Annotated in this window: 30 protein-coding genes; 10 read left to right on the forward strand and 20 right to left on the reverse strand. The window is 64.7% G+C overall.

The annotated features are described in order from the left end of the window. Positions 1 to 23: 23 nt before the first annotated feature. Genes NMG10_RS05685 through NMG10_RS05705 form a run of 5 tightly spaced genes read right to left on the reverse strand, consistent with a single transcriptional unit; the run spans position 24 to position 3,907 of the window. Positions 24 to 656 (reverse strand): SCO family protein, encoded by a 633-nt coding sequence (locus tag NMG10_RS05685; RefSeq protein WP_028688687.1) that lies wholly within the window; start codon positions 654 to 656, stop codon positions 24 to 26. Further along, positions 653 to 1,552, reverse strand: a complete 900-nt coding sequence (gene cyoE, locus NMG10_RS05690; RefSeq protein ID WP_232855466.1) for a heme o synthase — start codon at positions 1,550 to 1,552, stop codon at positions 653 to 655. Before cyoE ends, NMG10_RS05685 begins: the two co-directional genes overlap by 4 nt. Continuing rightward, positions 1,537 to 2,610 carry a heme A synthase gene (locus NMG10_RS05695; RefSeq protein ID WP_254463945.1) on the reverse strand — a complete coding sequence of 358 codons (1,074 nt, stop codon included), beginning with the start codon at positions 2,608 to 2,610 and terminating at the stop codon, positions 1,537 to 1,539. The genes cyoE and NMG10_RS05695 overlap by 16 nt, the downstream gene beginning before the upstream one ends. Positions 2,611 to 2,619: 9 nt before the next feature. After that, positions 2,620 to 3,198: a hypothetical protein gene (locus NMG10_RS05700; protein WP_232855464.1), complete on the reverse strand. Its 579-nt coding sequence runs from the start codon at positions 3,196 to 3,198 to the stop codon at positions 2,620 to 2,622. After that, complete coding sequence (locus NMG10_RS05705) at positions 3,164 to 3,907, reverse strand: SURF1 family protein (RefSeq protein ID WP_232855463.1); 744 nt, start codon at positions 3,905 to 3,907, stop codon at positions 3,164 to 3,166. Before NMG10_RS05705 ends, NMG10_RS05700 begins: the two co-directional genes overlap by 35 nt. A gap of 63 nt (positions 3,908 to 3,970) precedes the next feature. Here NMG10_RS05705 and NMG10_RS05710 point away from each other — a divergent pair, with 63 nt between their 5' ends. Next, positions 3,971 to 4,174: a twin transmembrane helix small protein gene (locus NMG10_RS05710; RefSeq protein WP_110736050.1), complete on the forward strand. Its 204-nt coding sequence runs from the start codon at positions 3,971 to 3,973 to the stop codon at positions 4,172 to 4,174. 149 nt (positions 4,175 to 4,323) lie between these two features. Here NMG10_RS05710 and NMG10_RS05715 read toward each other — a convergent pair whose 3' ends face one another. From NMG10_RS05715 to coxB, 4 genes are read right to left on the reverse strand one after another with little or no spacing between them, the layout of a single operon-like run. Continuing rightward, complete coding sequence (locus NMG10_RS05715; RefSeq protein WP_203649157.1) at positions 4,324 to 5,211, reverse strand: cytochrome c oxidase subunit 3; 888 nt, start codon at positions 5,209 to 5,211, stop codon at positions 4,324 to 4,326. 16 nt (positions 5,212 to 5,227) lie between these two features. Further along, positions 5,228 to 5,785, reverse strand: coding sequence for a cytochrome c oxidase assembly protein (locus NMG10_RS05720; protein ID WP_203649159.1), 558 nt, complete (start codon positions 5,783 to 5,785; stop codon positions 5,228 to 5,230). Between the two features lie 10 nt (positions 5,786 to 5,795). Further along, on the reverse strand, positions 5,796 to 7,385 hold the full coding sequence (gene ctaD, locus NMG10_RS05725) for a cytochrome c oxidase subunit I (RefSeq protein ID WP_203649161.1): 1,590 nt from the start codon (positions 7,383 to 7,385) through the stop codon (positions 5,796 to 5,798). A 43-nt stretch (positions 7,386 to 7,428) separates the two neighbouring features. Further along, positions 7,429 to 8,556, reverse strand: a complete 1,128-nt coding sequence (coxB, locus tag NMG10_RS05730) for a cytochrome c oxidase subunit II (protein ID WP_203649163.1) — start codon at positions 8,554 to 8,556, stop codon at positions 7,429 to 7,431. 381 nt (positions 8,557 to 8,937) lie between these two features. Between coxB and NMG10_RS05735 the strand changes: the two genes are divergently transcribed. Next, complete coding sequence (locus tag NMG10_RS05735) at positions 8,938 to 9,579, forward strand: hypothetical protein (protein WP_232855460.1); 642 nt, start codon at positions 8,938 to 8,940, stop codon at positions 9,577 to 9,579. A 136-nt stretch (positions 9,580 to 9,715) separates the two neighbouring features. Here the strand turns inward: NMG10_RS05735 and NMG10_RS05740 are convergent, their stop codons facing one another. The 5 genes from NMG10_RS05740 to prlC form a co-directional block, all read right to left on the reverse strand. Further along, positions 9,716 to 11,248, reverse strand: coding sequence for a SulP family inorganic anion transporter (locus NMG10_RS05740; RefSeq protein ID WP_254463946.1), 1,533 nt, complete (start codon positions 11,246 to 11,248; stop codon positions 9,716 to 9,718). 191 nt (positions 11,249 to 11,439) lie between these two features. Beyond that, the gene (locus NMG10_RS05745; protein WP_203649169.1) at positions 11,440 to 12,159 is read right to left on the reverse strand and encodes a carbonic anhydrase; all 720 of its coding nucleotides are present in this window, start codon (positions 12,157 to 12,159) and stop codon (positions 11,440 to 11,442) included. A gap of 297 nt (positions 12,160 to 12,456) precedes the next feature. Further along, on the reverse strand, positions 12,457 to 13,515 hold the full coding sequence (locus NMG10_RS05750; protein WP_254464000.1) for a PA0069 family radical SAM protein: 1,059 nt from the start codon (positions 13,513 to 13,515) through the stop codon (positions 12,457 to 12,459). A gap of 159 nt (positions 13,516 to 13,674) precedes the next feature. Further along, entirely contained in the window at positions 13,675 to 13,953 is a 279-nt protein-coding gene (locus NMG10_RS05755) for a YheV family putative zinc ribbon protein (protein ID WP_110736062.1), read from the reverse strand. Then, positions 13,950 to 16,001: an oligopeptidase A gene (gene prlC / locus NMG10_RS05760; RefSeq protein ID WP_254463947.1), complete on the reverse strand. Its 2,052-nt coding sequence runs from the start codon at positions 15,999 to 16,001 to the stop codon at positions 13,950 to 13,952. Before prlC ends, NMG10_RS05755 begins: the two co-directional genes overlap by 4 nt. Before the next feature lie 102 nt (positions 16,002 to 16,103). Here prlC and NMG10_RS05765 point away from each other — a divergent pair, with 102 nt between their 5' ends. Beyond that, entirely contained in the window at positions 16,104 to 16,652 is a 549-nt protein-coding gene (locus NMG10_RS05765; RefSeq protein WP_232855458.1) for a gamma carbonic anhydrase family protein, read from the forward strand. A 103-nt stretch (positions 16,653 to 16,755) separates the two neighbouring features. Next, positions 16,756 to 17,403: an HAD family hydrolase gene (locus NMG10_RS05770; protein WP_203649175.1), complete on the forward strand. Its 648-nt coding sequence runs from the start codon at positions 16,756 to 16,758 to the stop codon at positions 17,401 to 17,403. 57 nt (positions 17,404 to 17,460) lie between these two features. Here NMG10_RS05770 and NMG10_RS05775 read toward each other — a convergent pair whose 3' ends face one another. After that, a complete protein-coding gene (locus NMG10_RS05775) occupies positions 17,461 to 18,552 on the reverse strand; it encodes an aminopeptidase (protein WP_254463948.1) in 1,092 nt (363 codons plus the stop codon). Positions 18,553 to 18,640: 88 nt separating this feature from the next. Between NMG10_RS05775 and NMG10_RS05780 the strand changes: the two genes are divergently transcribed. Beyond that, on the forward strand, positions 18,641 to 19,060 hold the full coding sequence (locus tag NMG10_RS05780; RefSeq protein ID WP_254463949.1) for a hypothetical protein: 420 nt from the start codon (positions 18,641 to 18,643) through the stop codon (positions 19,058 to 19,060). Between the two features lie 55 nt (positions 19,061 to 19,115). After that, positions 19,116 to 19,529, forward strand: a complete 414-nt coding sequence (locus NMG10_RS05785) for a hypothetical protein (RefSeq protein WP_203649181.1) — start codon at positions 19,116 to 19,118, stop codon at positions 19,527 to 19,529. A gap of 137 nt (positions 19,530 to 19,666) precedes the next feature. Here the strand turns inward: NMG10_RS05785 and NMG10_RS05790 are convergent, their stop codons facing one another. Further along, positions 19,667 to 19,900 (reverse strand): DUF1161 domain-containing protein, encoded by a 234-nt coding sequence (locus NMG10_RS05790; protein WP_203649183.1) that lies wholly within the window; start codon positions 19,898 to 19,900, stop codon positions 19,667 to 19,669. 75 nt (positions 19,901 to 19,975) lie between these two features. Next, positions 19,976 to 20,401, reverse strand: a complete 426-nt coding sequence (locus tag NMG10_RS05795) for an OsmC family protein (protein ID WP_203649185.1) — start codon at positions 20,399 to 20,401, stop codon at positions 19,976 to 19,978. 152 nt (positions 20,402 to 20,553) lie between these two features. On the opposite strand from NMG10_RS05795, the gene NMG10_RS05800 reads away from it, so the two are divergent. After that, positions 20,554 to 21,558, forward strand: coding sequence for an LLM class flavin-dependent oxidoreductase (locus NMG10_RS05800; protein WP_203649187.1), 1,005 nt, complete (start codon positions 20,554 to 20,556; stop codon positions 21,556 to 21,558). Positions 21,559 to 21,657: 99 nt separating this feature from the next. On the opposite strand, the gene NMG10_RS05805 is transcribed toward NMG10_RS05800, so the two are convergent. Next, positions 21,658 to 21,879, reverse strand: a complete 222-nt coding sequence (locus tag NMG10_RS05805) for a DUF1161 domain-containing protein (protein ID WP_110736077.1) — start codon at positions 21,877 to 21,879, stop codon at positions 21,658 to 21,660. Positions 21,880 to 21,981: 102 nt separating this feature from the next. Beyond that, positions 21,982 to 22,197: a dodecin gene (locus NMG10_RS05810; protein WP_011531496.1), complete on the reverse strand. Its 216-nt coding sequence runs from the start codon at positions 22,195 to 22,197 to the stop codon at positions 21,982 to 21,984. 150 nt (positions 22,198 to 22,347) lie between these two features. Here NMG10_RS05810 and NMG10_RS05815 point away from each other — a divergent pair, with 150 nt between their 5' ends. After that, positions 22,348 to 22,671, forward strand: coding sequence for a YqjD family protein (locus NMG10_RS05815; protein WP_203649189.1), 324 nt, complete (start codon positions 22,348 to 22,350; stop codon positions 22,669 to 22,671). Here the strand turns inward: NMG10_RS05815 and NMG10_RS05820 are convergent. Then, positions 22,668 to 23,564: a LysR family transcriptional regulator gene (locus tag NMG10_RS05820; protein ID WP_232855455.1), complete on the reverse strand. Its 897-nt coding sequence runs from the start codon at positions 23,562 to 23,564 to the stop codon at positions 22,668 to 22,670. The genes NMG10_RS05815 and NMG10_RS05820 overlap by 4 nt on opposite strands. A 214-nt stretch (positions 23,565 to 23,778) precedes the next feature. On the opposite strand from NMG10_RS05820, the gene trpB reads away from it, so the two are divergent. Together trpB and trpA are read left to right on the forward strand one after the other, a co-directional pair. Then, positions 23,779 to 24,996: a tryptophan synthase subunit beta gene (trpB, locus tag NMG10_RS05825; RefSeq protein WP_110736082.1), complete on the forward strand. Its 1,218-nt coding sequence runs from the start codon at positions 23,779 to 23,781 to the stop codon at positions 24,994 to 24,996. Beyond that, a complete protein-coding gene (trpA, locus tag NMG10_RS05830) occupies positions 24,993 to 25,802 on the forward strand; it encodes a tryptophan synthase subunit alpha (RefSeq protein WP_203649191.1) in 810 nt (269 codons plus the stop codon). The genes trpB and trpA overlap by 4 nt, the downstream gene beginning before the upstream one ends. Positions 25,803 to 25,884 lie beyond the last annotated feature (82 nt).

The following is a 25,884-nucleotide window of genomic DNA, read 5'->3' on the forward strand; positions in this document are numbered from 1 at the left end:
GCCCCCGCGATTCATTTCAACGGTCAGTCGCGCTTCACAAGCCCCGGCAACTGCGCCACCAGCTTCTGGTTGTTGAACGGCGCACGGATGAACCCACGCTGGCGCCCGTCCGGGCCGACCACCGCCAGGTTGCCGCTGTGATCCACGGTGTAGCCCGGCTTGCTGGTATCGGCCGGAATGAACGGAATGCTCAAGGCATTGGCCAGCTTCTGGGTATCCTCGATCGACCCCGCCACCCCGACGAAATCCTTGTCGAAGTAGCCCAGGTACTGCTTGAGCTGGTTCGGCGTGTCGCGGTTCGGGTCGACGCTCACCAGCACCACCTGCAAACGCTCCAGCGCCTCCTTGGGCAGCTCGCTCTTCACCTGGCGCAGCTGGGCCAGGGTGGTCGGGCAGATGTCCGGGCAGTAGGTGTAGCCGAAGAACAGCAACGACCACTTGCCCTTGAGCTGGTCCAGCACCAGCGGCTGGCCGTTCTGGTCGGTCATGGTCACGTCGGGCACGGTGCGGCTCTGCGGCAGCAGGATGATGCCGGCGTCGATCAGTTCGGTGGGGTTCAACTGACCACGGTCGTTGAGCACCTTGTTGACGGTCAGGCCCATGATCAGCGCGACCAGGGCAACGAGGATGAAGACGGTTTTCTGGGTTCGGGTCATAGGTTCAGCAACAGGTAATGGTCTACGAGCAACGCGATGAACAGGGCGAACAGGTAGCCGATAGAGTACTTGAACGTCTTGATCGCCGCGTGCGGCCGGGTGCCACGGTACAACACCCAGGCCCAGTGCAGGAAGCGCAGCCCCAGCCCCAGGGCACAGGCCAGGTACAGTGGTCCGCTCATGTGGATGGCATAGGGCAACAGGCTCACCGCCAGCAATATCAAGGTGTAGAGCAGGATATGCAGGGCCGTGTAGCGCTCGCCGTGGGTAACGGGGAGCATGGGAATATCAGCTTTTGCGTACTCCTCCTTGCGATGAATCGCCAAGGCCCAGAAGTGCGGCGGCGTCCAGGCGAAGATGATCAGCACCAGCAGCAGCGGTTCGGCGCCCAGGTGCCCACTGACCGCCACCCAGCCCAGCAACGGCGGGGCTGCCCCGGCCAGGCCGCCGATCACGATGTTCTGCGGCGTGGCGCGCTTGAGAAAGCCGGTGTAGAGCACCGCATAACCCAGCAGCGAGGCCAGGGTAAGCCAGGCGGTGAGGGGGTTGGTGAACGCCAGCAGCAGGGCCATCCCCGCCACGGCCAGCAGCAAGGCGAACAGCAGTGCCGGCAAGGGCCCTACCCGGCCCTGGGCCAGCGGACGCTTGTGGGTGCGGGCCATGAGCGCATCGACGCGGCGGTCGACCACGTGGTTGACCGCCGCCGCGGCCCCCGCGCACAAGCCTATCCCCAGGTTGCCGAACAGCAGGACGCTCCAGGCCACCCCCGCGCGGGTGGCGAGAAACATGCCCACCAGCGAGGTGATCAGCATCAGCACCACCACCTTCGGCTTGGTCAGTTCCATGTAGTCGCGCCATCCGGCGCGCTGGCGTTCCGTGCTCAGAAGCGTCGCCACGAATCGTTCCTCATGTGATGGGAAAGGTGCACGCCGGTCACCGGCGTCAGACGCCAGCCGTGGCCCACACGGACCTTGTCGACCACGCGGATGCGGTAGTTGACCAGCACCATGCACAGCAGCAGCAGGGCGCCGCCAGCGTTGTGCGCGACGGCCACGCCCAGGGGCAGGTGCAACAGCACGTTGCTGATGCCCAGGCCCAGTTGCAGCGCCAGCGCCAGCAACACCAGGCGGGCCAGGCCACCCAGGCCGTGACGGTGCAGCTTCCAGCTCAGGGTCAGCAGCACCAGCATGACCAGCAACGCGCCCAGGCGATGGCTGATATGGATCGCGGTGCGCGCGTCGCTGTCCAGCTGCCCGCCAAGGTAATTGGGGCCGACGTGCTGGGTCAGGTGGAAGCCGTTGCTGAAGTCCGCCGCTGGCCACCACTGCCCGTGGCAGGTGGGCAGGTCGATGCAGGCCACCGCCGCGTAGTTGGCGCTGACCCAGCCCCCCAGGGCGATCTGGCCGATGACCACCAGCAGCGCCAGCGCGGCGATCCGGCGCAGGCTCAGCGGCAATTTCGGCAATGGCGCAAAGGCCCGGGATAGACGCAGGGACAGCAGGAAAAGCAGGCTCACCGTGGTGAACCCGCCGAGCAGATGCGCGGTCACTACTTGCGGCCACAGTTTCAGCGTCACGGTCCACATACCGAACGCCGCCTGGGCCAGTACCACTGCCAGCAGCAACACCGGCAGGCGATAGGGCTGGCCATCACGGGCATGCCGGCGCACGGCCTGGAAGGCGAGCAGGGCGATCACCAGCGCCAGGGTGCCGGCGAAATAGCGATGGACCATCTCGGCCCAGCCCTTGGCTTCTTCCACCGGGTGCTCGGGGAAGTGCAGCTCGGCATGGGCCAGCTGGGCATCGGTCTTGGGCACGCTGATGAAGCCGTAGCACCCCGGCCAGTCGGGACAGCCAAGGCCAGCATGGGTCAGCCGGGTATAGGCACCGAGCAGCACGACCAGCAACGCCAGCAGGGTGGCGAACACAGCGAGACGGTATCCGGGTCTGGCCATGGCGGCCTCCTAGCCGATGTTGGACAGCTTGAGCAGGTGGCGCAGGTCGTCCAGCACATGCTTGCCGTTGACCTTGGCGTCGTAGCGCAGCACCAGGTTGCCGTGAGGGTCGACGATCCACAGCTGCGGGCCCGCTTCGCCGACCTTCTGCACATAGCGCTGGGCGTCCAGCGGGTAGCGCTGCAACTGCGGGTATTCGCGGCCCAACTGCGCCTGGTAGTCGGCGGCCAGTGGCTGGGCCGCCGCCAGGGCATGGCTGGCGCGGCTGGCGTCGCGGCCCAGGCCAACCTGGATCTGCCGGGCCAGGTACACCAGTTGCCGACACTCCTCGGCACAGGCCTCGGGGGTGCTGACCAGCAACTGCCAACGCTCGTCCCGGGCATCGATGCCGATATCTACGCGGCCCTCGCCATTGCCGATCATCACGCCGTGATAGCTGCGCCCCTCCGGCACCCAGAACTTGAGCTTGTACATGAAGGTGGCGAGGATCATCGGCCCGAGCACGACGAACAGGATCAGCAACAGTTGCAGACGTCCCCTCGGCTTGCGGCGATCAGGCGCGTCCAGTGGACTCGTGGCGGCGGCCATGGCGGTTCTCCTTGTCGTTGTGATGCCAGCCGAAATACAGGTAGAGCAACACCAGCGTGGTGGCCAGGGCGAACCACTGCACGGCGTAGCCCTGGTGCTTTTCCGGGCCCATGGCGACCACCGGCCAGTCCAGGCGGTAGGCACCCGGGCCGGCCTGCAGGCGCAGCTCATGGGTGAAACCTTCACGGCCAAGCTGCTGCCAGAGCCCACCCGGGTCGATTGCCGTCAGCAGTTGCGGCCAGCGGCCGTCCGGGTTGTCCGGGTGCAGCTGGAAGGTCTTGCCCGGCGCCACGTAGACCGTGGCGTCCAGCGCCAGGGCCTGGTCCGGGGTGTCGAAACGCACCGGCACCCGGCGATCGGGCCAGGGCAGCCAGCCGCGGTTGACCAGCAGCCACAGCCCGCTGGCCTGATCGTGGAAGGGTTGCAGCAGCTCGACGCCGGCCTTGCCGTCGCGCATCTGGTTGTCCAGCAGCAGGCTGTGCGCGGCGTCAAAGCGGCCATACAGGTGCACGGGGTAGAACGCCGGGTCCGGCAGCTGGCGCAGCTGTTCGACAGCGACCGGCGCCTCGATCTGGCGCTCGGTGTAGGCGGCGAGCAGGTCGCGCTTCTCGTCGGCGCGGCGCAATTGCCAGCAGCCGAGCGCGATCAGGCCCGGCAGCAGCGCGAGCACCACCAGGGTCGGCAGCAGGCCGGGGCGAAACGGCTTCACCGGGGCCTCGTCAGGTCGAGCGCTATACTTGTACCCATCACCGCATCCCCCTGGAGTTACGCCATGCTCAAGGCCGCGATAGTCCTGATGCTACTGGCCACCATCGCCAGCCTGTTCAGTGGCCTGGTGTTCCTGGTCAAGGACGACGACCAGTCGACCCGCCTGCTCAAGGCCCTTACCGTGCGTGTCGCCCTCGCCACCCTGACCATCGGGCTGGTGGCCTGGGGCTTCATCAGTGGGCAGTTGGTCTCCCACGCGCCGTTCTGAATTGTCTCGGTCCCTGTAGGAGCGGCCTTGTGCCGCGAAAGGGCTGCGCAGCGGCCCCAGGATCTTGGCATCATGCAAAATCGCCGGGGCTGCTTCGCAGCCCTTTCGCGGCACGAGGCCGCTCCTACAACAGGGGACCGCGCCACCCGTCAAAGCACGTACACAAAGATGAACAACCCCACCCACACCACATCCACGAAGTGCCAGTACCAGCTCGCCGCCTCGAAACCAAAGTGCTTGTCCGGCTCGAAATGCCCGCGCATCACCCGGCAGAACATCACGAACAGGATCAGCGTCCCCAGCGTCACGTGAGCGCCGTGAAAGCCCGTGAGCATGAAGAACGTCGCACCGTAGATCCCCGAGCCCAAGGTCAGCCCCAGTTTGTTGTAGGCCTCGTGGTACTCGTAGGCCTGTAGCGCAAGGAACCCCAGCCCCAGCAGGATGGTCAGCCCCAGCCACAGCTTCAGCGTGCCGCGATGGCCCTTGCGCAGGGCATGGTGGGCAATGGTCACGGTCACGCTGGAGCTCACCAGCAGGATGGTGTTGATCAGCGGCAGGTGCCACGGGTCGATCACTTCCTTCGGCGGCGGAAACAGTTTCGGGTCCGGCGTGTGCAGCAGCGGCCAGACGAACTCGAAGTTGGGCCAGAGCATGTGCGCCACGCCCTTGTCTCCCTCACCGCCCAGCCATGGCCCCGCCAGCACGCGCACGTAGAACAGCGCGCCGAAGAAGGCCAGGAAGAACATCACCTCGGAGAAGATGAACCAGCTCATGCCCCAGCGGAACGAGCGGTCCATCTGCGCGCTGTAAAGCCCTGCGTGGCTCTCCTTGATCACCGCGCCGAACCAGCCGAACAGCATGTACGCCAGGAACAGCCCACCGACGAAGAAAATCAGTGGCCCGTGGGATTCCGGGTGGCCGGCCTTGAGGTCGTTGAACCAGGTGCCCAGGCCGAACACGGTGATGAACATGCCGATCGTGGCGATGATCGGCCACTTGCTCTGCGCCGGGACGTAGTAATGCTCGTGGCTTGCCATGCTTGATCTCCTTCCCTCAACGGGCGGCCTCGGTCGCGGTTTGTGCGACCGGCGGGTGGCGAGCGGTGATGTCGAACAGGGTGTAGGCCAGTGTCAGGTGCTTCACCGACTCCGGCAGGTCACGGTCGACGATGAAGCGCACCGGCATCTCGATGCGCTCTCCCGGCTGCAGCACCTGCTGGGTGAAGCAGAAGCATTCGGTCTTGTGGAAGTACGCCGCGGCCTCGGCCGGGGTGATGCTGGGGATGGCCTGGGCACTCATCGGCTGGTTGGTCGGGTTGCGGGCGATGAAGATCATCTGGTTCACCGCCCCCGGGTTGACCTCGATCTGGTCGGCGGTGGAGTGGAACTCCCAGCTCATGTCACCGGCGTTGGTGGACATGAACTGCACCCGCACCGAGCGCGACGGGTCGCTGACCTGGGTGCCCGCGTACTGCCCGCCGGTCTTGCCGTTGATGCCGAAGGCCTTGCACATCACGTCATAGATCGGCACCAGGGCGAAGCCGAAGGCGAACATCACCACGGTCAGCATCAGCAGGCGGGTGACCAGGCGTTTGAGCGACAGGCCGTCCATGGGCGGGCTCCTACTTCACTTCCGGTGGGGTCTGGAAGGTGTGGTAGGGCGCCGGCGACGGGATCGACCACTCCAGGCCCTCGGCGCCGTCCCAGGGCTTGGCCGCTGCCGGCGCGCCGCCGCGGATGCACTTGATGACGATGAACAGGAAGAAGATCTGCGTGGCGCCAAACATGAAGGCACCGACCGACGAGACCATGTTGAAGTCGGCGAACTGCAGGTTGTAGTCCGGGATCCGCCGCGGCATGCCTGCCAGGCCGACGAAGTGCATGGGGAAGAAGGCCAGGTTCATGCCGACGAACGACAGCCAGAAGTGCAGCTTGCCGAGGGTTTCGTCATACATGTGGCCGGTCCATTTCGGCAGCCAGTAGTAGGCCGAGGCAAAGATGCCGAAGATCGCCCCGGGCACCAGCACGTAGTGGAAGTGGGCGACCACGAAGTAGGTGTCGTGGTACTGGAAGTCCGCAGGCGCAATGGCCAGCATCAGGCCGGAGAAGCCACCGATGGTGAACAGGATGACGAAGGCGATGGCGAACAGCATCGGTGTCTCGAAGGTCAGCGAGCCTTCCCACATGGTGCTGACCCAGTTGAACACCTTCACCCCGGTGGGCACGGCGATCAGCATGGTCGCGTACATGAAGAACAGCTCGCCCACCACCGGGATGCCGACCACGAACATGTGGTGGGCCCAGACGATAAATGACAGGAAGGCGATCGCCCCGGTGGCGTAGACCATCGAGGTGTAGCCGAACAGCGGCTTGCGCGAGAACGCCGGGATGATCGAGCTGACCGCGCCGAAGGCCGGCAGGATCATGATGTACACCTCGGGGTGGCCGAAGAACCAGAACACGTGCTGGAACAAGACCGGGTCGCCACCGCCGGCGGCGCTGAAAAAGCTGGTGCCGAAGTGGATGTCCATCAGCATCATGGTCACCACGCCGGCCAGCACCGGCATCACCGCGATCAGCAGGAAGGCGGTGATCAGCCAGGTCCAGACGAACAGCGGCATCTTCATCAGGGTCATGCCCGGGGCGCGCAGGTTGAGGATGGTGGCGATCACGTTGATCGCGCCCATGATCGAGCTGATGCCCATCAGGTGGATGGCGAAAATGAAGAAGGTCACGCTGGCCGGGGCGTAGGTGGTCGACAGCGGGGCGTAGAAGGTCCAGCCGAAGTTCGGCCCGCCGCCGGGGCTGAACAGGGTCGAGACCAGCAGCAGGAACGCCGCCGGCAGCAGCCAGAAGCTGAAGTTGTTCATCCGCGGCAGGGCCATGTCCGGCGCGCCGATCATCAGCGGGATCATCCAGTTGGCCAGGCCGACGAAGGCCGGCATCACCGCGCCGAACACCATGATCAGCCCGTGCATGGTGGTCATCTGGTTGAAGAACGCCGGTTCCACGATCTGCAGGCCGGGCTGGAACAGCTCGGCGCGGATCACCATGGCGAACGAGCCGCCGAGCAGGAACATGCTGAAGGCGAACCACAGGTACATCGTGCCGATGTCCTTGTGGTTGGTGGTCAGCACCCAGCGCATCAGGCCCTTGGCCGGGCCGTGGGCGTGTTCATGACCGTGGGCGTGGTCGTCGATCACTGCACTCATGTCCTGTCTCCTGCAATCCACTGACTGTCGCGGCTAGCCCGGCTCATTGCGCTTCGGCCTGCTTGAGCGCCAGCACGTCCTTCGGCGTGACCATGTCGCCCTTGTTGTTGCCCCAGGCATTGCGCTCGTAGGTGACCACGGCGGCGATATCGACTTCCGAAAGCTGCTTGCCGAACGCCGCCATGGCGGTGCCGGGCTTGCCGTGGAAGACGATGCCCAGGTGGGCGTCCTTGGGCCCGGTGGCGATCTTCGAGCCCTTGAGCGCCGGGAACATCGGCGGCAGGCCCTGGCCTTCGGCCTGGTGACAGGCCACGCAGGTGGTGTGGTAGACCTTGTCGCCGCGGGCGACCAGCTCTTCGAGGGTCCATTCCTTGCTGGTCAGTTCCTTGAGCTTGGCCGCCTCGGCCTTGCGCTCGCCGAGCCAGGTGTCGTAGTCGGCCTTGGACTTCACCTCGACCACCACCGGCATGAAACCGTGGTCCTTGCCGCACAGCTCGGTGCACTGGCCACGGTAGATGCCCGGCTTCTCGACCCGGGTCCAGGCCTCGTTGACGAAGCCGGGGATAGCGTCGCGCTTGACCGCGAAGGCCGGTACCCACCAGGAATGGATGACGTCGGCGGCGGTCACCAGGAAGCGCACCTTGGCGCCCACCGGCAACACCAGCGGCTGGTCGACCTCGAGCAGGTAGTGCTCGTCCTTCGGCGACTTGTTGTGGATCTGTTCGGCGGGGGTGGCCAGGTTGCTGAAGAACTCGACGTCCTGGCCCAGGTACTTGTAGTGCCACTTCCACTGGTAGCCGGTGACCTGGATGTCGATGTCGGACTCGCTGGCGTCGTAGATGTCGATCAGGGTCTTGGTGGCCGGGATGGCCATCACCACCAGGATCAGGAAAGGGACCACGGTCCAGAGGATCTCGACCCAGGTGTGCTCATGGAAGTGCGCAGCCTTTTGCCCGGTCGAGCGGCGGTGGATGACCATCGACCAGAACATCGCGCCGAACACCACGATGCCGATGATCACGCAGATCCAGAAGATGGTCATGTGCAGGTCGAACACTGCGTGGGAGACTTCCGTCGCCCCGGGCGCCATGTTCACCGTCCATGCTGCCTGTGCCTGACCGAAAACCGACCACAGCAACAGGCCCATCCAGACATGTGGATGTCGCATCATTGCGGGTTCCCCTTATCGTTCTTGTAGTCCCGGAGGCGTGGACGACCTGCTACGACAAAGGGGGGAACGGTGGCCAAGACTGCCTGGCTTCGACGACCGAGCCCCCTGCTTAAGGCAGTCGGGCCTCATCAACGAATCACGTTTCACCCGGAGTATAGACACCGACCAATGGTCCGCAACGCAGCACTTGAAATGATCTTCACTCAACCAAACGTTTGCGCTGAAAGCCGCATGAATGCTGGGCCGGGGCACAATAATGGCACATTGATATAGCCAATTTCCTACACGTGCCTCAGAGATATAACAAATGCGTCTTAGCCATTCTCGTAAGCAAGCTAACTTAGTGTCTTCCGTTTGTAACGCCATGCCCCTGGAGTTGTCATGAACATCGCTGCTGTACGCGAGCAGATCGAAAACGCCCATCAACATGAGGGCCGCACAGGCCAACTGAAAGCCCGCCTCGAACTGCAACTGCCACACCTGCATCCATCGATCCAACTACCCCAGCAGGATGCCCAGGGTACCTTGGCGCGCTTCGTCGGCGCCTACATCAACGAGGTTCCGGAACTGCTCGAGGCCGCGCACAACGTGGCGCTCGAAGCAGGCATCGAGACGCAGATCAAACCGGTACTGAAGATTGCCGAGGCCTACTTCCTGCAGCCGCCGAGCGTGATGGCGGGGCAGGTCGGGCTGGATTGCCTGCTGGACGAGGCCTACCTGGCTCATCGTCTGGTCGAGGAGGTCAACGACCTGTACATCCGCCACTTCCAGCAGCCGCTGATTCCGGTGGATACCACGGTCGCCAACCTGATCGCCCATCAGCTGATCGGCGAGACGTTTGCCAACCAGCTGGATGAGGTGGTGCACCATTCGGTGGACAAGATGCTCGATGAGGAGAGCTTCGCCGTGGAATCGGTGGAGGTCTACCGCGACAAGCTGTCGAGCCCGGAAACCGGCAACGCGTGGAAACGCTGGCCGTGCCTGTCGCGCCAGCTTGGTGTGGAGTTGGGGCAATCGGCCTGAGCAACGTTCGAAATCGCCGGGGCTGCTGCGCAGCCCTTTCGCGGCACAAGGCCGCTCCTACAAGGGAACGCGATCTCTTGTAGGAGCGGCCTTGTGCCGCGAAAGGGCCGCAAAGCGGCCCCTGCAATCTGACAGACTAAACCCCAACCCCCGCCGTAGTCCGCAACCGTCCCTCGACCCGCCGCTTCAGCCGCCGCTGCTCCAGCACCAGCCGCGAGCCCTTGGCCGCGCCACTGCGCCCCCAGTCCTCGAGCAACTCCAGGCAGGAATGGTCGATATAGCTCAGGTTGCCCAGCGGCACATGCAATGTCGTCCCCTCCGGCACGGTATCAAGCACCTGGGTCAGCGCCGGCACCTTGAGGAAGGTCGCCGCCCCACTCAGGCGCAGTTCCATGTGCCCCGGCGTACCCAACGCCACCAGGTTAATCTTCAACCGCGCCGCCTTCAGTGCCAGCTTCAGCAGGGTCAGGGCAAAGCCCAGCAATACGCCGGTCAACAGGTCGGTAAAGATGATCGCCAGTGCCGTCGCCGCATAGGTGAACATCGGCATCCGCCCATAGCGGCCCAGGCCACGGAACGCCTTGAAGTCCACCAGCTTCACGCCGGTATAGACCAGCATTCCAGCCAGGCTGGCCACCGGGATCTGCTGCAGCAAGCTACTCAGCGCCACCACGAAGGCCAGCAGCCAGAGCCCATGGAATATCGCCGAGGCCCGAGTCTGGGCGCCGGCCTGGACGTTGGCCGAGCTGCGCACGATCACCCCGGTCATCGGCAGCGCACCCAGCACCCCGCAGAGCATGTTGCCAATGCCCTGCGCCGACAGCTCACGGTCGAAGTCCGAACGCTGGCCGCTGTGCATGCGGTCGACGGCGGCGGCGGACAGCAAGGTCTCGGCGCTGGCGATGAAGGCCAGGGCGAAGGCCGCCACCAGCAGGGTCGGGTCGGCGAGCTTGAGCAGGTCATCCGGACGCAGCCAGTCGATGGCTTCGGACAGATCGGCCGGCACCTGCACACGGTTGACCGGCAGCGCCAGCCACAGGCTGACGGCGGTCATTGCCGCCACCCCGAGCAGGGCTCCGGGAATGAAGCGCAGGCGCTGCGGGCGCAGACGCTCCCAGCCCCACATGATGGCGATAGTACCCAGCCCAAGCGCACCGGCCTGCCAACCATTGCCCGCGCTTTCCAGCGGCAGGGCCGAAGCCAGCGTCGCCGGGAAGCCCAGCAGGTTATCCACACCCGAGGGCTGAGGCGCCGTATCGAACATCACATGCACCTGGGAAAGCACGATCAGCACGCCGATCCCGGCCAACATACCGTACACCACCGCCGGCGCCGTGACCCGGAACCAGCAACCCAGGCGCAGGCGCCCGGCCAGCAGCTGCAGCAATCCGGCCAGCAACAGGATCGGCCCGAGCATGGCCACGCCATGTTGGCGCACCAGTTCGAACACCAGCACCGCCAGGCCGGCCGCCGGGCCGCTGACCTGCAACGGCGAGCCGGCGAGAAAGCCCACCACGATACCGCCGATGATCCCGGTGATCAGTCCTTTGGCCGGTGGCATGCCCGAGGCAATGGCAATGCCCATGCACAATGGCAGGGCGACCAGGAAGACCACCACCGAAGCCAGCAACTCGCGCGGCAGGGCCGCCTTTATCTGTGTCATGTTCACCATGTAGCTCCTTTCTAGATTCACGGCCATTCCGCTGGCCGCTAGCACGGGGAACCCTGAATGACGCGCAGGCGCGGGCCGCCAGCGGGTGTGCCGGCAAGGTATTCAGGGAGATTCAAGGCAGGCGAAGGCCGCGCCGCACCCATCGGGTGCAGCCGGCAATCAAGGCTTGTTCAGCGTGTTCGGGTCGCTTAGTAGCGGCCTCTCGGTGTGGCAGAGGGGATCGGCTCACCGGCGGTCAGCGGCAGGAAGCGATCGCTGGCGGCATCGTAGGCTTCGATCTGGCTGGTTTCGATGTCGTAGATCCAGCCGTGGATATGCAGCTGTCCGGCGGCCAGGCGCGAAGCGACCGACGGATGGGTACGCAGGTGGTGCAACTGGGCGATGACGTTTTCCTTGGTCACCAGTTGCATGCTCTCGTGCTCGCTGCCGCAGGAGCAGTTGTCCTCGATCACGGTCCGCGCTACCTCGGCGTGACGCAGCCAGGCGGAAACGGTCGGCATCTTGGCCAGCGACTGCGGGTTGAGCACCGCGCGCATGGCGCCGCAGTCGGAGTGGCCGCAGACGATGATGTGGTGCACGCCCAGCGCCAGCACCGCGTATTCGATGGCACTCGACACACCGCCGTTCATCTGGCCATACGGTGGCACGACGTTGCCGACGTTACGGGTGACGAACAGGTCGCCCGGCGAGCTCTGGGTGATCAGCTCAGGCACGATGCGCGAGTCAGCGCAGGTGATGAACATGGCGCGCGGCTTCTGCGCGGTGGCCAGTTTCTTGAACAGCTCTTGCTGTTCGGGGAAGACTTCGGTGTGGAACCGCAGGAAGCCGTCGACGATATGCTTGAGGGCGGCATCGGCGCTTTCGGCGGGTGCGGCCGGGACAACCTTGGATGGGTCCTTGACGGGCATGATTCATCCTCTTGACGGTTTGAAAGTGAATTCCATGTTACCGGGGAAAGATTGGGGGGACGCGGGGATTTAGATGACGCGCACGGGTAAATAATCACAGTCACTGCTGACTCATGACTCACGCTAGCGTAGGAAACTTAACTGAAACTTAATTGCGCTGGCTCTAGAACGGGCGTTCTGGATTGGCGAGGGGAGCACTGGATAATAGCAAAAAAGCATCAGATGCCAAGCTTCATGAGTGAAATTGTTGGGTTGTGTTAGTTGTACTTATAGCTCTCGGACAAAGAGATTGCGCTGCTAGAACAGCGCCATCTGTGCGCCGGGGACGCAGAAAGCGCTGCAATCGAGCTGCAGGTCCTCACGCCCCTCGAACCCCAACCGCCTGGCCGCCTTGCGAAAGCGCTGGGCCAACAGCTCGGCGAACACTCCCTCGCCGCGCATCCGAGCGCCGAAACGGCTGTCATACAACTCGCCCCCCCGGCTCTGGCGGATCAGGCTCAGCACATGCGCGGCCCGCTGCGGGTAGTGATCGTGCAGCCACTGCTCGAACAGCGGCGCCACCTCCAGCGGCAGGCGCAGCATCATGTAGGCCGCGCTCTGCGCGCCGGCTTCCTTCGCCGCCTCCAGCAGGTGCTCCAGCTCGCTGTCGTTGATCATCGGGATCATCGGCGAACACAGCACGCCCACCGGAACGCCGGCCTCACGCAACACGCGGATCGCCCGCAGGCGCGCCTTCGGAGCGGCCGCGCGGGGTTCGAGGGTGCGCTTGAGTTCATCGTCGAGAGTGGTGAGGCTGATCATCACCCGCGCCAGGCGCTGGCTGGCCAGTTCGCTCAGAAGGTCGAGGTCGCGCAATACCAGCGAGCCCTTGGTGACGATGGTTACCGGGTGGCGGTAGCGCAGCAGCACCTCTAGCAGACGCCGGGTGAGCTGGTGCTCACGCTCGATGGGCTGGTAGGGATCGGTGTTCGAACCCAGGTTGATCGGCGCACAGGCGTATCCCGGCTTGCTCAGTTGCTGCTCGAGCACTTCGGCGGCATTGGTCTTGGCGATCAGCTTGGTTTCGAAATCGAGACCGGGAGAGAGGTCCCAGTAGGCATGGCTGGGGCGCGCATAGCAGTAGATGCAGCCGTGCTCGCAACCGCGGTAGGGGTTGATGGAACGGTCGAAGGGCAGGTCGGGGGAGGTGTTGCGGGCGATGATGGTCTTGGCCGTCTCGATCCGCACCTCGGTGCCCTGGGTGAGTGGGACTTCCTGGTACCAGCCATCGTCCTCGGCCACTGAAACGCTCGGGGCGAAGCGGTTGTGGGGGTTGTCGGCGGTGCCGCGGCCGCGAATGGGGGCTGGTTTCATGATGGAAGACCGGATTACTGTACATAAACACAGTAATCCGGTTTTCGAAGTGATGCCAGTACCGCCTGCCCCATTCGCGGGTAAACCCGCTCCCACAGGCCTGTGATACTCCTGTGGGAGCGGGTTTACCCGCGAATGGGCGCAAGGAATTGCGAAACCCGGTTACTCCGGCTTCTTCAGCTTCGGATTGGGGAAGAACTGCACGGTCTGCACCTTGGCCGGCGCCGCCTTGGGCGCCAGGTGGTTGACCCGGGTGCCCAGCTCCGAGGGTACCGACAGGCCCTGTTCGTTCAGGGTGTCGGTGAACCCGCAGGCCACGCACTCGCGGTGCGGCACGCCGTCCTCGTTCCACATCATCAGCTTGTCCATCTCACTGCACGCCGGGCATACCGCCCCGGCGATGAAACGTCGCTTGCTCTTGCTCACGGCTACCTCGCTCATGCCGCCGCGTCCTCGGTAAGGCCACTGTGGCGCAGCAATGCATCGATGGAAGGCTCACGGCCACGGAAGTCGACGAACAGCACCATCGGCTCACGGGAGCCGCCACGGGCCAGGATGGCTTCGCGGAAGGCACGGCCGGTCTCGGCGTTCAGCACGCCTTCTTCCTCGAAGCGCGAGAAGGCGTCGGCCGACAGCACTTCGGCCCACTTGTAACTGTAGTAACCCGCCGCGTAACCGCCGGCGAAGATGTGCGCGAAGCTGTTGGGGAAACGGTTGTAGGCCGGCGGACGCATCACCGAGACCTCGTCTCGCACGCCTTCGAGCACCTGCAGCACGCTGCGGCCGTCGCCGTGGGTGGCGTGCAGCTCGAAGTCGAACAGCGAGAACTCCAGCTGGCGCACCATCATCATGCCGGACTGGAAGTTCTTCGCCGCCAGCATTTTGTCCAGCAGGTCCTGGGGCAGTGGTTCGCCGGTCTCGTAGTGGCCGGAAATCAGCGCCAAGCCCTCGGGCTCCCAGCACCAGTTCTCCATGAACTGGCTCGGCAGCTCCACCGCGTCCCAGGCCACGCCGTTGATGCCGGACACGCCAGCATGCTCGATGCGGGTCAGCAGATGGTGCAGGCCGTGGCCGAACTCGTGGAACAGGGTGGTGACTTCGTCGTGGGTCAGCAGCGCCGGTTTGCCGGGCGTGGCCGGGGTGAAGTTGCACACCAGGTTGGCCACCGGGCTCTGCAGCGAGCCGGCGGCGGTGCGGCGATGATCGCGGGCGCCGTCCATCCAGGCACCGCCACGCTTGTTGGCGCGGGCATAGAGGTCGAAGAAGAAGCGCCCGACGTGCTGGCCGTTTTCCTTGATCTCGAACAGGCGCACGTCCGGGTGCCAGCTGTCGAAGCCCTTGAGCTCGGCGATCTCGATGCCGTACAGGCGCTGGACGATGGCGAACAGGCCGGTCAGCACCTTGTCGATCGGGAAGTAGGCGCGCAGGGCTTCCTGCGACACGCTGTAGCGCTGCTCGCGCAGCTTCTCGCCGAAGTAGCCGGCGTCCCAGCTGGCCAGCTCAGGGGTACCCTGCTCGGCGGCGTAGGCCTTGAGCTGTTCCAGGTCCTGGGCAGCGAACGGCTTGGAACGCTTGGCCAGGTCGCGCAGGAAGCTCAGCACCTGGTCGCTGGACTCGGCCATCTTGGTGGCCAGGCTCAGCTCGGCGAAGTTCGGGTAGCCCAGCAGCTTGGCCAGCTCCTGACGCAGGTCGAGGATCTCTTCCATTACCGGGCCATTGTCGAACTGGCCGGCGTTCGGCCCCTGGTCGGAGGCGCGGGTGCAGTAGGCGGCATACAGCTCTTCGCGCAGGGCGCGGTCGTCGGCGTAGGTCATCACCGCGTAATAGCTGGGGAATTCCAGGGTGATCAGCCAACCGTCGAGGCCCTTGGCCTGGGCGGCGGCGGCCATCTGCGCCTTGGCCGAGTCGGTCAGGCCGGCGAGGGCGGCCTCGTCGGTGACGTGCTTGGTCCAGGCCTGGGTGGCATCGAGCAGCTGGTTGGAGAAGCGGCTGCCCAGCTCGCTGAGCTTGCTCTGCACTTCGGCGTAGCGCCGCTGCTGGTCGGCCGGCAGGTCGATGCCCGACAGGCGGAAGTCGCGCAGGGCGTGGTCGATGATGGTCTTCTGCGCCACGTCGAAGCCTGCGGCCTCGGGGCTGGCGGCCAGGGCTTCATAGGCTTCGAACAGGGCGCGATTCTGGCCCAGTTCGGTGGAATAGGCGCTCAGGGCCGGCAGGCACGACTCGTAGGCCTCGCGCAGCTCCTGGCTGTTGCACACCGCATTGAGGTGGCTGACCGGGCTCCAGGCGGCGCCCAGGCGGTCGTTGAGTTCGTCCATCGCCAGCACCAGGCCGGCCCAGGTCGGGTTCTTGCCCTGCTTTTCGAGGATCTCGGCGATGGCCTTGCGGTTGTCGGCGAGGATCTGCTCGATCGCCGGCAGCACATGCTCGGCGCGGATCGCCGAGAAGGGCGGCAGATCATGGGACTGCAGCAGCGGGTTGTTCGCACTCACGGTTCGGGTACCTTGGCAGGAGAAACACGGGACCATCTTAATTACAATCGACGCCGACCGCAGCAGGCAGCCTGCCTATCGGCATTGCAGAGGAACACTATCATGGCCCTCCGGACCTTCCAGCAACACACGCCGAAAGTGGGAGCACGGGCCTTCGTCGACCGTTCGGCGGTGGTCATCGGCGACGTCGAGATCGGCGAGGACAGCTCGATCTGGCCGCTGACCGTGGTACGCGGCGACATGCACCGCATCCGCATCGGCGCGCGCACCAGCGTGCAGGACGCCAGCGTGCTGCACATCACCCACGCCGGGCCGTTCAACCCCGACGGTTTTCCGCTGATCATCGGTGACGAGGTGACCATCGGTCATAAAGTCATGCTGCATGGCTGTACCCTGGGCAACCGCATCCTGGTCGGCATGGGCAGCACCCTCATGGACGGCGCCATCGTCGAGGACGAGGTGATCATCGGCGCCGGCAGCCTGGTGCCGCCGGGCAAGCGCCTGGTCAGCGGCTACCTGTACATGGGCAGCCCGGTGAAGCAGGTGCGCCTGCTGAGCGAGCAGGAACACGCGTTCTTTGCCTACAGTGCCGGCAACTACGTGAAGCTCAAGGACCAGCACCTGGCCGAAGGCTACGACCAACCGCAATGACGCCATCGCGGGGCAAGCCCGCTCCCACAGATCTTGCACACAGCCTGTGGGAGCGGGTTTACCCGCGAAGCAGTCGACCCAGAATTCGAGCGGAATCCATTACATGCACCAGCAGAACATCCTTTTCGACCTCGACGGCACCCTGACCGACCCGCGCTCAGGAATCACCCGCTCGATCCAGTACGCCCTGGCCAAGCTGGGCATCGACGAGCCGGACCTGACCCGCCTCGAGCACTTCATCGGCCCGCCCCTGTTGCAGGCCTTCATGCAGTTCTATGGCTTCGACGAGGCCAAGGCCTGGGATGCGGTGAACTTCTACCGCGAGCGCTTCAAGGTCACCGGGCTTTACGAGAACCTGGTGTTCGACGGCGTGCCCGAGCTGCTGCAGGCGCTCAACGGCCAGGGACGCACCCTGTATATCGCCACTTCCAAGCCGTGGGTGTATGCCCGCGAGATCGCCCGGCATTTCGAGTTCGACCAGCACTTCAAGGTGATCTACGGCAGCGAGCTGGACGGCACCCGCACCAACAAGGTCGAGCTGATTCGCCACCTGCTGGATGAAGAAGGGCTCGACCCGGCACAGACCCTGATGATCGGTGACCGCAAGCATGACCTGATCGGTGCGCGCAGCAATGGCTTGCAGGCCGTGGCGGTGGGCTATGGGTTCGGCAGCCGGGAGGAACTGGAGGCCGAGGCGCCAGCGTTCCATTTCGAGACACTGGCCGAGTTGCACCAGGCCTTTACGCGCTGACCTCTTCGCGGGGCAAGCCCGCTCCCACGCTGTCCTCTGTCCCACGCTGGCAGCTGATCATGGCGTGGGAGCGGGCTTGCCCCGCGATGGCATCAGACGCTCCAACTGTACCTTGCGCCTATCAATGGGCATCCGACCCAATTCTTCGACTCGCTGGTAAAACCGCAACCAATCCCCACCAACATCCTTGAACAACTGCGAAAACGCCGGAACCCACTGATCATAAAGCCCAAAAGGCAACAACTTGGCATTGTTCAATGGCGCAAAGATCCAGGCATCGAACCGCCGATCCCCGCCCCAATCCCGATCCCGCACCTCGCGGTATTCCCGGCGCAACCGCTCGAACTCAACCTGCTTGGCCGCCCGTTTGCTCGCCTCATCCAACGGCCCGGCATAGATCGCCTGCAACCGCTCGCGGCTGGCCAGCACCAGCCGGGTGAACTGCTCGCGCTGCCGGGCGCCAGCCTCGTCGATGGCTGCCAAGCCACGTGCCGCGCGCCATTGCCGGGTGCCCTCCTGTTCGACGAACGAGGCGAACGACTCGTTGAACTCGGTATCGTCCTGCACGTAGAAGCGCTGGTGCGCAAGCTCATGGAAGATCACCGTGGCCAGGCGCTCATCCCCCCAGCCGGCCATGGTCGACAGAATCGGGTCATCGAACCATCCCAGGGTGGAGTAAGCCTCCACGCCTCCCACATAGACATCCAGGCCTTCCTGGCGCATCAACGCCGCCGCGCCGCGGGCCGCGCCCTGCCGGTAATACCCTCGATAAGCCACGCAGCCGGCGATGGGGAAGCAATGGGTCACCGGCTGCAACGACAGCTCAGGTGTCGCGAACACATTCCACACCACATACGGTCGCCCCAAATCGGCGTAGACCCGGTAACTGCCGTTGTCCGGCAACTTCAACTGCGAGCTGGCAAACGCCCGGGCCTTTTCGGCAAACGACAGGCGCTGGCGCAGCACCGGGCTGGTGGCCGGATCCTCGATCACCCGATCCAGCGGCTGGCGCGCCCGCAACAACTGCCACTGGCCCTCGGCCAACTGGCCGTAATAGCCCACGCTGGAGCAACCGCTCAGCAGGACGCCCAGCGCCACGGGAACCAACCGGGTGAAAACGCGGTCCAGAGCCCGACGGCTGCAGCGCATGAAAAGAAAAAGTCCAAACATCGAGGCTGTCTATCTCGCTCGTCGGCCGAATGCGACCAAGACTATCTCGCCAAGGGGAAGCTTCGCCATGCGTACTCTGCTGTTTGCCGCCGGCACGCTCGTGCTGCTGTCCGGTTGTGCCTCATTCCTGCCGCGCGCCGACCCGAACCAGGCCTGGATCGACCTCGCCCCGGGTGACAACGACTCGCTGCACGCCCTGCAGGTCGATGAGCGCGACTGGGCCGACACCCGCTATTTCCAGGTGCAGCCCGGCAATCATGAGCTGACCGTGCGCTACCAGTTCACCGTGACGCCCAGCAACATCGGCCCGGTGGACGAGCCGCTGTGGCGCGACTGCCAGCTCAATCTCAGCTACAAGGACTTCACCGCCGGGCAACGCTACCAGATGCAGGCGGGCAGCATCGGTTTCCGCCCCTGGATCAAGCTCTACGACCAGCAGCAGAAACTGATCGGCCAAGGTGAGCCGGCAGGCTGCCAGCGCACCTGAACCCTGCGAACGGCGCTATGCTTGTAACCTGTGAACCGCGAGCGGGAGTTTCACCATGCGCCAGCCCATGATGCTGATGGCCCTCAGTGCACTGGGGGCGTGCGCCAGCCCCTTGCCGCCCGTAGACCCAGGCAAGGCCTGGGTCGATCTCTACACCATCACCCCCGGCAGGACCATCATGGCCGACCGCCTCGACGGCCAGCGCCTGGATGACGGTCGCTACTTCCAGGTGACGCCGGGCAAGCACGAACTGGTGGTGCGCTTTGACTACGAGATCCATTCCGGCGGCTTCAGCACCGACCCCACCGAGCGAACCTGCTATCTCACCGTGCGCTACAACGACTTCAAGGCCGGCCAGCGTTATCGCCTGGAGGCACGGGCCCCGGCGATGCAACCGCAGGTGCTGCTGTACGACGCCAACCGCAAGGTGGTGGTCAACGAGCCGAGCAACGTGACCTGTATTCCCTAGGACTCACAGCCATTCGCCTGGATCGGCCTTGTGTCGCGATAGGGACGCCAGGATTTCAGCATCAAACAAAAATCACCGGTGCTGCTGCGCAGCCCCATCGCGGTACAAGGCCGCTCCTACAGAGGTGGAAGCCGGCCTTACCTATCGTTCTTCTGGTAGATGATCTTCTTCGTGCCGCCATCGCAGCTGCCCACGATCATGTTCTGATCGCGGACTTCGCTGTTAGGCACGATCTCCAGCGTGTAGGAGGTCACCCCGCGCGCCTGGATCTTCGCTTCGATCTCGGCCTTCAGTTCCTCGCACGGCTTGGGCGCGGCCAGTGCGACCGTGGCGAGCAGGGAAGCCAGCACACCAATTGCTACGCGGATCATGGAACGGCTCCTGAGACAGGGCAGACGAGCTGCCAACGCTGTTTAGACTACAGGAAACCGCCGCCGTTGCGCCGCCTAGGAAAGCAGGGTGGCGTCCAGGCTGATAGTCGCGTTCAGTACCTTGGAGACCGGGCAACCCGCCTTGGCCTTGTTGGCGATCTCCTTGAATTGCGCTTCGCTGGCACCCGGCACTGTTGCCTTGAGCGTGAGGTGCACGGCGGTAATGGCAAAGCCGTCGGCCTGCTTGTCGAGACTCACTTCGGCAACGGTATCGATACGTTCCGGGGTGAAACCCGCCTCGCCCAGCATCATCGACAGCGCCATCGAGAAGCACCCGGCATGGGCGGCGCCGATCAGCTCCTCCGGGTTGGTCCCGGGGCTGCCCTCGAAGCGGGTGTTGAAGCCGTAGGGCGCCTGCTTGAGCGCGCCGCTTTCAGTGGAAATCTGGCCTTTGCCGTCCTTCAGACCACCTTGCCAGACCGCCGATGCTGTCTTTTTCATGCTGCCTCCCGGACATGGGTTGGGTATGTACAGTTCTGAGGACTGGGCCTGCGCCAAGTTCAGATCAATCTGCAGGCAGGCATTGAATCCGCCGAATATGCCCATACAGAGTTCGCAAGGCCCTTGGCCAATCACCTGAAGCGGAGGCTCCAATGACGCACCTGCGAGACCTGAAGATATCCACCCTCGACCTGGTGCCCGTGCGCGCCGATGGCAGCCCGGCGCAATCGCTGCACAACTCGCTGGACCTGGCCCGGCACGCCGAACGCTTTGGCTACAACCGCTTCTGGGTCGCCGAACACCACAACATGGACGGCATCGCCAGTTCGGCCACCGCCGTGCTGATCGGCTACCTGGCCGGTGGCACCTCGACCATCCGCATCGGTTCCGGCGGGGTGATGCTGCCCAACCATGCGCCGCTGGTGATTGCCGAGCAGTTCGGTACCCTGGCCAGCCTGTACCCTGGCCGTATCGACCTGGGCCTGGGCCGCGCCCCGGGTTCCGACCAGATGACCGCCCGCGCCCTGCGGCGTGAACGCTCCGGCAGTGCCGACGACTTCCCCGACGATGTCGAGGAACTGTCACGCTACCTCGGCCCGCGTACCGATGATCAAAAAGTGATCGCCGTGCCCGGTCACGACACCGAGGTGCCGATGTGGCTGCTCGGCTCCAGCCTGTTCAGCGCCCAGCTGGCCGGCATGCGCGGCATGCCCTATGCCTTCGCCTCGCACTTCGCGCCACGCTACATGCACGAGGCGATCCGCATCTACCGTGACCATTTCAAGCCGTCCACCACGCTGGACAAGCCTTACGTGATGCTCGGCATCCCGATGGTGGTGGCCGAGACCGACGAAAAGGCCGAGTACCTGGCGACGTCGGTGTACCAGCGCATCCTTGCGCTGATCCGTGGCCAGAGCCTGATGCAGCGCCCGCCGGTCGAAAGCATGAATGGACTATGGCTGCCCCATGAGCGCGATGCGGTGAGCAGCTTCCTGGGCCTGGCGATGATCGGCAGCCCGCAGAAGGTGCGGGCGAAGGTGGAGGTGCTGCTGGAACAGACCGGGGCGGATGAGCTGATCTTTACCAGTGATCTTTATGAGCATGCCGACCGGATCAGGTCCTATGAGCTGATGGCGCAGGCCCTCAAGACCGAGTGATCTTCTTCGCGGGTAAACCCGCTCCCACAGGTACCTCACTGACCTTGATAACAGTGGAATACCTGTGGGAGCGGGCTTGCCCGCGAAGAATCCAGCGCATCAGCCACGGCGGTAGACAATCTCCTTGGTCCCGCCCTCGCAGGTGCCGACCACCTTGCCCGCCGGATCGCCCTTGTTGACGATCTCCAGCGTATAGCCCTTCACCCCCTTGGCATCCAGCTTCGCCGCAATCTCCGCCTTGAGCTCCTCGCACGGCTTGCCCGCCGCCAGCGCGCCGCCGGCCAATGCCATCAGCCCCACGGCCAGAATCAACTTCTTCATCGATCGCTTTCCTTGTACAGATCAAAGACGAAAAGGGCGCGAAGCTCGCGCCCTGCAACCTTATTACCCGATCAGGCCGGGCAAGCCTAGCCCAGCTTCGTTTCAGCTGTTGGCGATGCGAAAGCCCACCTTCAGCGTCACCTGGAAGTGCGCGGCCTTGTTGTCGCGGATATGCCCGCGGGTATCGACCACCTCGAACCACTCCAGGTGCTTGATGCTCTTGCCGGCCTCGGCCAGGGCATTGTTGATCGCTTCTTCAATGCTGGTGGGGGAGGATCCGACCAGCTCGATCTTCTTGTAGGTGTGATGATCCGACATGAGTGCTCTCCTTGGTTGGGTAGTCCGTTGAGCCTAGCAGCGCAGGCCCGGTTTACCTGCGAGCGATCGCCGCAGGAGAAAGTTCGACTGCACTTTCCCACTGCCGCGCAGTCGCACTCCTTACAGCCCATACCGCGAAGGAGAGTCAACATGCCACGCAATTCCCTGCGCCAAGCCTCCCTGGAAAGCATGGAAGCCGAGATCGAAAGCCTGCTCAAGACACTGGAGCACCTCAAGCACGATGCCTCGGAGGAGTCGCACAAGACCATGAAGGCGCTGCGCGGCAATGCCGAAAACGCCCTCAAGCATTCACGCAGCCTGCTCGGTGACGCCTACGAGGAAGTGAAGACCCGCACCCGCCAGACCGGTGTCGCCACCCGCGACTATGCCCAGGAACACCCTTGGACCACCGCCGGTGTGGCAGTCGGCGCCCTCGGCCTGCTGGCCGCCTACCTGATGTGCCGGCGCAGCTAGCCGGCCTGCTGTTGCAGCTCCCGGCGCAGCCATTGCGCCAGCTGCTCGGCGCGCCCGTCCGCGGCGCGCCGGGGCACCCACAGGGCCAACGCGGCGCGGGTCGGTGAGAAGCCCCATGGCGCAGCCAGCCGCCCGGCCTTCAGGTCGTCCGCCACCAGTGGTTGTGGCGCGATGGCCACGCCAAGCCCTGCCACCGCCGCCTCCAGCAGGTAGTACAAATGCTCGAATGCCTGGCCGTAACTCAGCGCGCCGGGCTCGATGCCATGCTGCTGCGCCCAGGTCGGCCAGGCCTGTGGCCGCGAGGTCGTGTGCAACACCGCCTCTCGTTGCAAAGCCACGGCTGGCGCGGCTTTCAAACGATCGAAGCCTTCGAAGTGCGGGCTCATCACCGGGCCGATCCGCTCTTCGGCGAGCACATGCACCTGCATGTCCGCCGGCCAGGGCGGTTCGGCATAGACCAGCAGGGCATCCAGCCCCGGGCGGCGAGGATCGAGATCGCCTTCGCCAGCTGAAAGGTGCAGGCGCAACTCCGGCAGGTCAGCCTTCAAACGTCCCAGGCGCGGGATGAACCAGCGCGCCAGCAGGCTGCCGGAACAACCGAGCACGAAGGGCGCTTCGTCGGCATCGCGGGAAAGCTCGGCGCAGACACTGCGCAAGCGGTCGAAGGCCTCGAAGCTGGCATCACGCAGGCGCACCCCGGCATCTGTGAGTTTGACGCCACGCCCGTCCTTGGCGAACAGGGCCACGCCCAGATGCTCCTCAAGCACCTTGATCTGTCGGCTGACGGCGCCATGGGTGACGTGAAGTACTTCGGCAGCCTGGCTGACACTGTTCAGCCGGGCGGTCGCCTCGAAGGCCCGCAGGGCGTTGAGGGGGGGAAGGTCCTGGGCCATTTGACTTGTGAGTTTTCCTGACAGGTTTTCGCAATCTTATCGGTTTTCAGCCGGGCATGTCGTGGGTAGAGTAAAGCCCATCGACCAGTGTCGGCCTCTTCGCGGGCAAGCCCGCTCCCACAGATTCCAAGTGCGACGCCGTACCTGTGGGAGCGGGTTTACCCGCGAAGAAGCCAGCACGATCCCAACCCATACACCGCTTATGGAGCGCCCCATGACCCAGACCCAATACCGCGCCGGCCCCGATGCCAACGGCCTGTTCGGCTCGTTCGGCGGCCGCTACGTGGCCGAAACCCTGATGCCCCTGGTGCTGGACCTGGCCCGCGAATACGAAGCCGCCAAGGCCGACCCCAAGTTCCTCGAAGAACTGGCCTACTTCCAGCGCGACTACATCGGCCGCCCCAACCCGCTGTACTTCGCCGAGCGCCTGACCGAGCACTGCGGCGGCGCGAAGATCTTCTTCAAGCGTGAAGAGCTCAACCACACCGGCGCGCACAAGGTGAACAACTGCATCGGCCAGGTGCTGCTGGCCAAGCGCATGGGCAAGAAACGCCTGATCGCCGAGACCGGCGCCGGCATGCATGGCGTGGCCACAGCCACCGTCGCCGCGCGCTTCGGCCTGCCTTGCGTGATCTACATGGGCGCCACCGACATCGAGCGTCAGCAGGCCAACGTGTTCCGCATGAAGCTGCTGGGCGCCGAGATCGTCCCGGTGACCGCCGGCACCGGCACGCTCAAGGACGCCATGAACGAGGCCCTGCGTGACTGGGTCACCAACGTCGACGACACCTTCTACCTGATCGGCACCGTGGCAGGTCCCCACCCGTACCCGGCGATGGTCCGCGACTTCCAGTCGATCATCGGCAAGGAAACCCGCGCCCAGTTGCAGGAGAAGGAAGGGCGCCTGCCCGACAGCCTGATCGCCTGCGTCGGCGGCGGCTCCAACGCCATGGGCCTGTTCCACGACTTCCTCGATGATGCCAGCGTGCAGATCATCGGCGTCGAAGCCGGCGGCCACGGCGTGCACACCGACAAGCACGCGGCCAGCCTGAACGGCGGCGTGCCGGGCGTGCTGCACGGCAACCGCACCTACCTGCTGCAGGACGACGACGGCCAGATCACCGACGCCCACTCGATCTCGGCAGGCCTGGACTACCCCGGCATCGGCCCGGAGCACGCCTACCTGCACGAAGTGAAGCGCGTGGAGTACGTCAGTATCACCGACGACGAGGCTCTCGACGCCTTCCACGCCACCTGCCGCCTGGAGGGCATCATCCCGGCGCTGGAAAGCTCCCACGCCCTGGCCGAGGCGATCAAGCGCGCGCCGAAGCTGCCCAAGGACCACCTGATGGTGATCTGCCTGTCCGGTCGTGGTGACAAGGACATGCAAACCGTGATGAACCACATGGCCGCCCAGGAGAAACAGGCATGAGCCGTCTCGAACAACGCTTCGCCGAACTGAAGGCCGAAGGCCGCTCGGCACTGGTCACCTTCGTCACTGCCGGCGACCCGGGCTACGACGCTTCGCTGGAGATCCTCAAGGGCCTGCCAGCGGCCGGTGCCGACGTGATCGAACTGGGGATGCCGTTCACTGACCCCATGGCCGACGGCGTGGCCATCCAGCTCGCCACCCTGCGCGCCCTGGAGGCCGGCCAGACCCTGGCCAAGACCCTGCAGATGGTTCGCGAATTCCGTGTGGATAACCAGACCACGCCCATCGTGTTGATGGGTTACTACAACCCGATCCACCGTTTCGGCGTGGCGCAGTTCGTCGCCGAGGCGAAGGAAGCCGGCGTCGATGGCCTGATCATCGTCGACCTGCCACCGGAGCACGACGCCGAGCTGGCCACTCCGGCCCAGGCCGCGGGTATCGACTTCATCCGCCTGACCACCCCGACCACCGACGATGCGCGCCTGCCGCGCGTGCTGGAGCGCAGCTCCGGGTTCGTCTACTACGTGTCGGTGGCCGGTGTGACAGGTGCCGGTTCGGCAACCACCGAGCATGTGACCGAGGCCATTGCACGCCTGCGTCGGCATACCGATCTGCCGATCAGTGTTGGCTTTGGTATCCGCACGCCCGAACAGGCCGCAGCCATTGCCCGTTTGGCCGATGGCGTGGTGGTGGGTTCGGCGCTGGTCGACAAGATCGCCCAGGCCAAGGATGCCGGACAGGCAGTGAAGGATGTGCTGAGCCTGTGCTCGGCACTGGCTGAAGGCGTGCGCGCCGCCCGGGCCTGATCCGCGTCGCCTGCTTCGCGGGTAAACCCGCTCCCACAGTAATGGTGTGATCCTGAGAGTTTCACCTGACCTGTGGGAGCGG

The organism is Pseudomonas sp. DVZ6, from assembly GCF_024259445.1.
GTDB lineage: Bacteria > Pseudomonadota > Gammaproteobacteria > Pseudomonadales > Pseudomonadaceae > Aquipseudomonas > Aquipseudomonas peradeniyensis.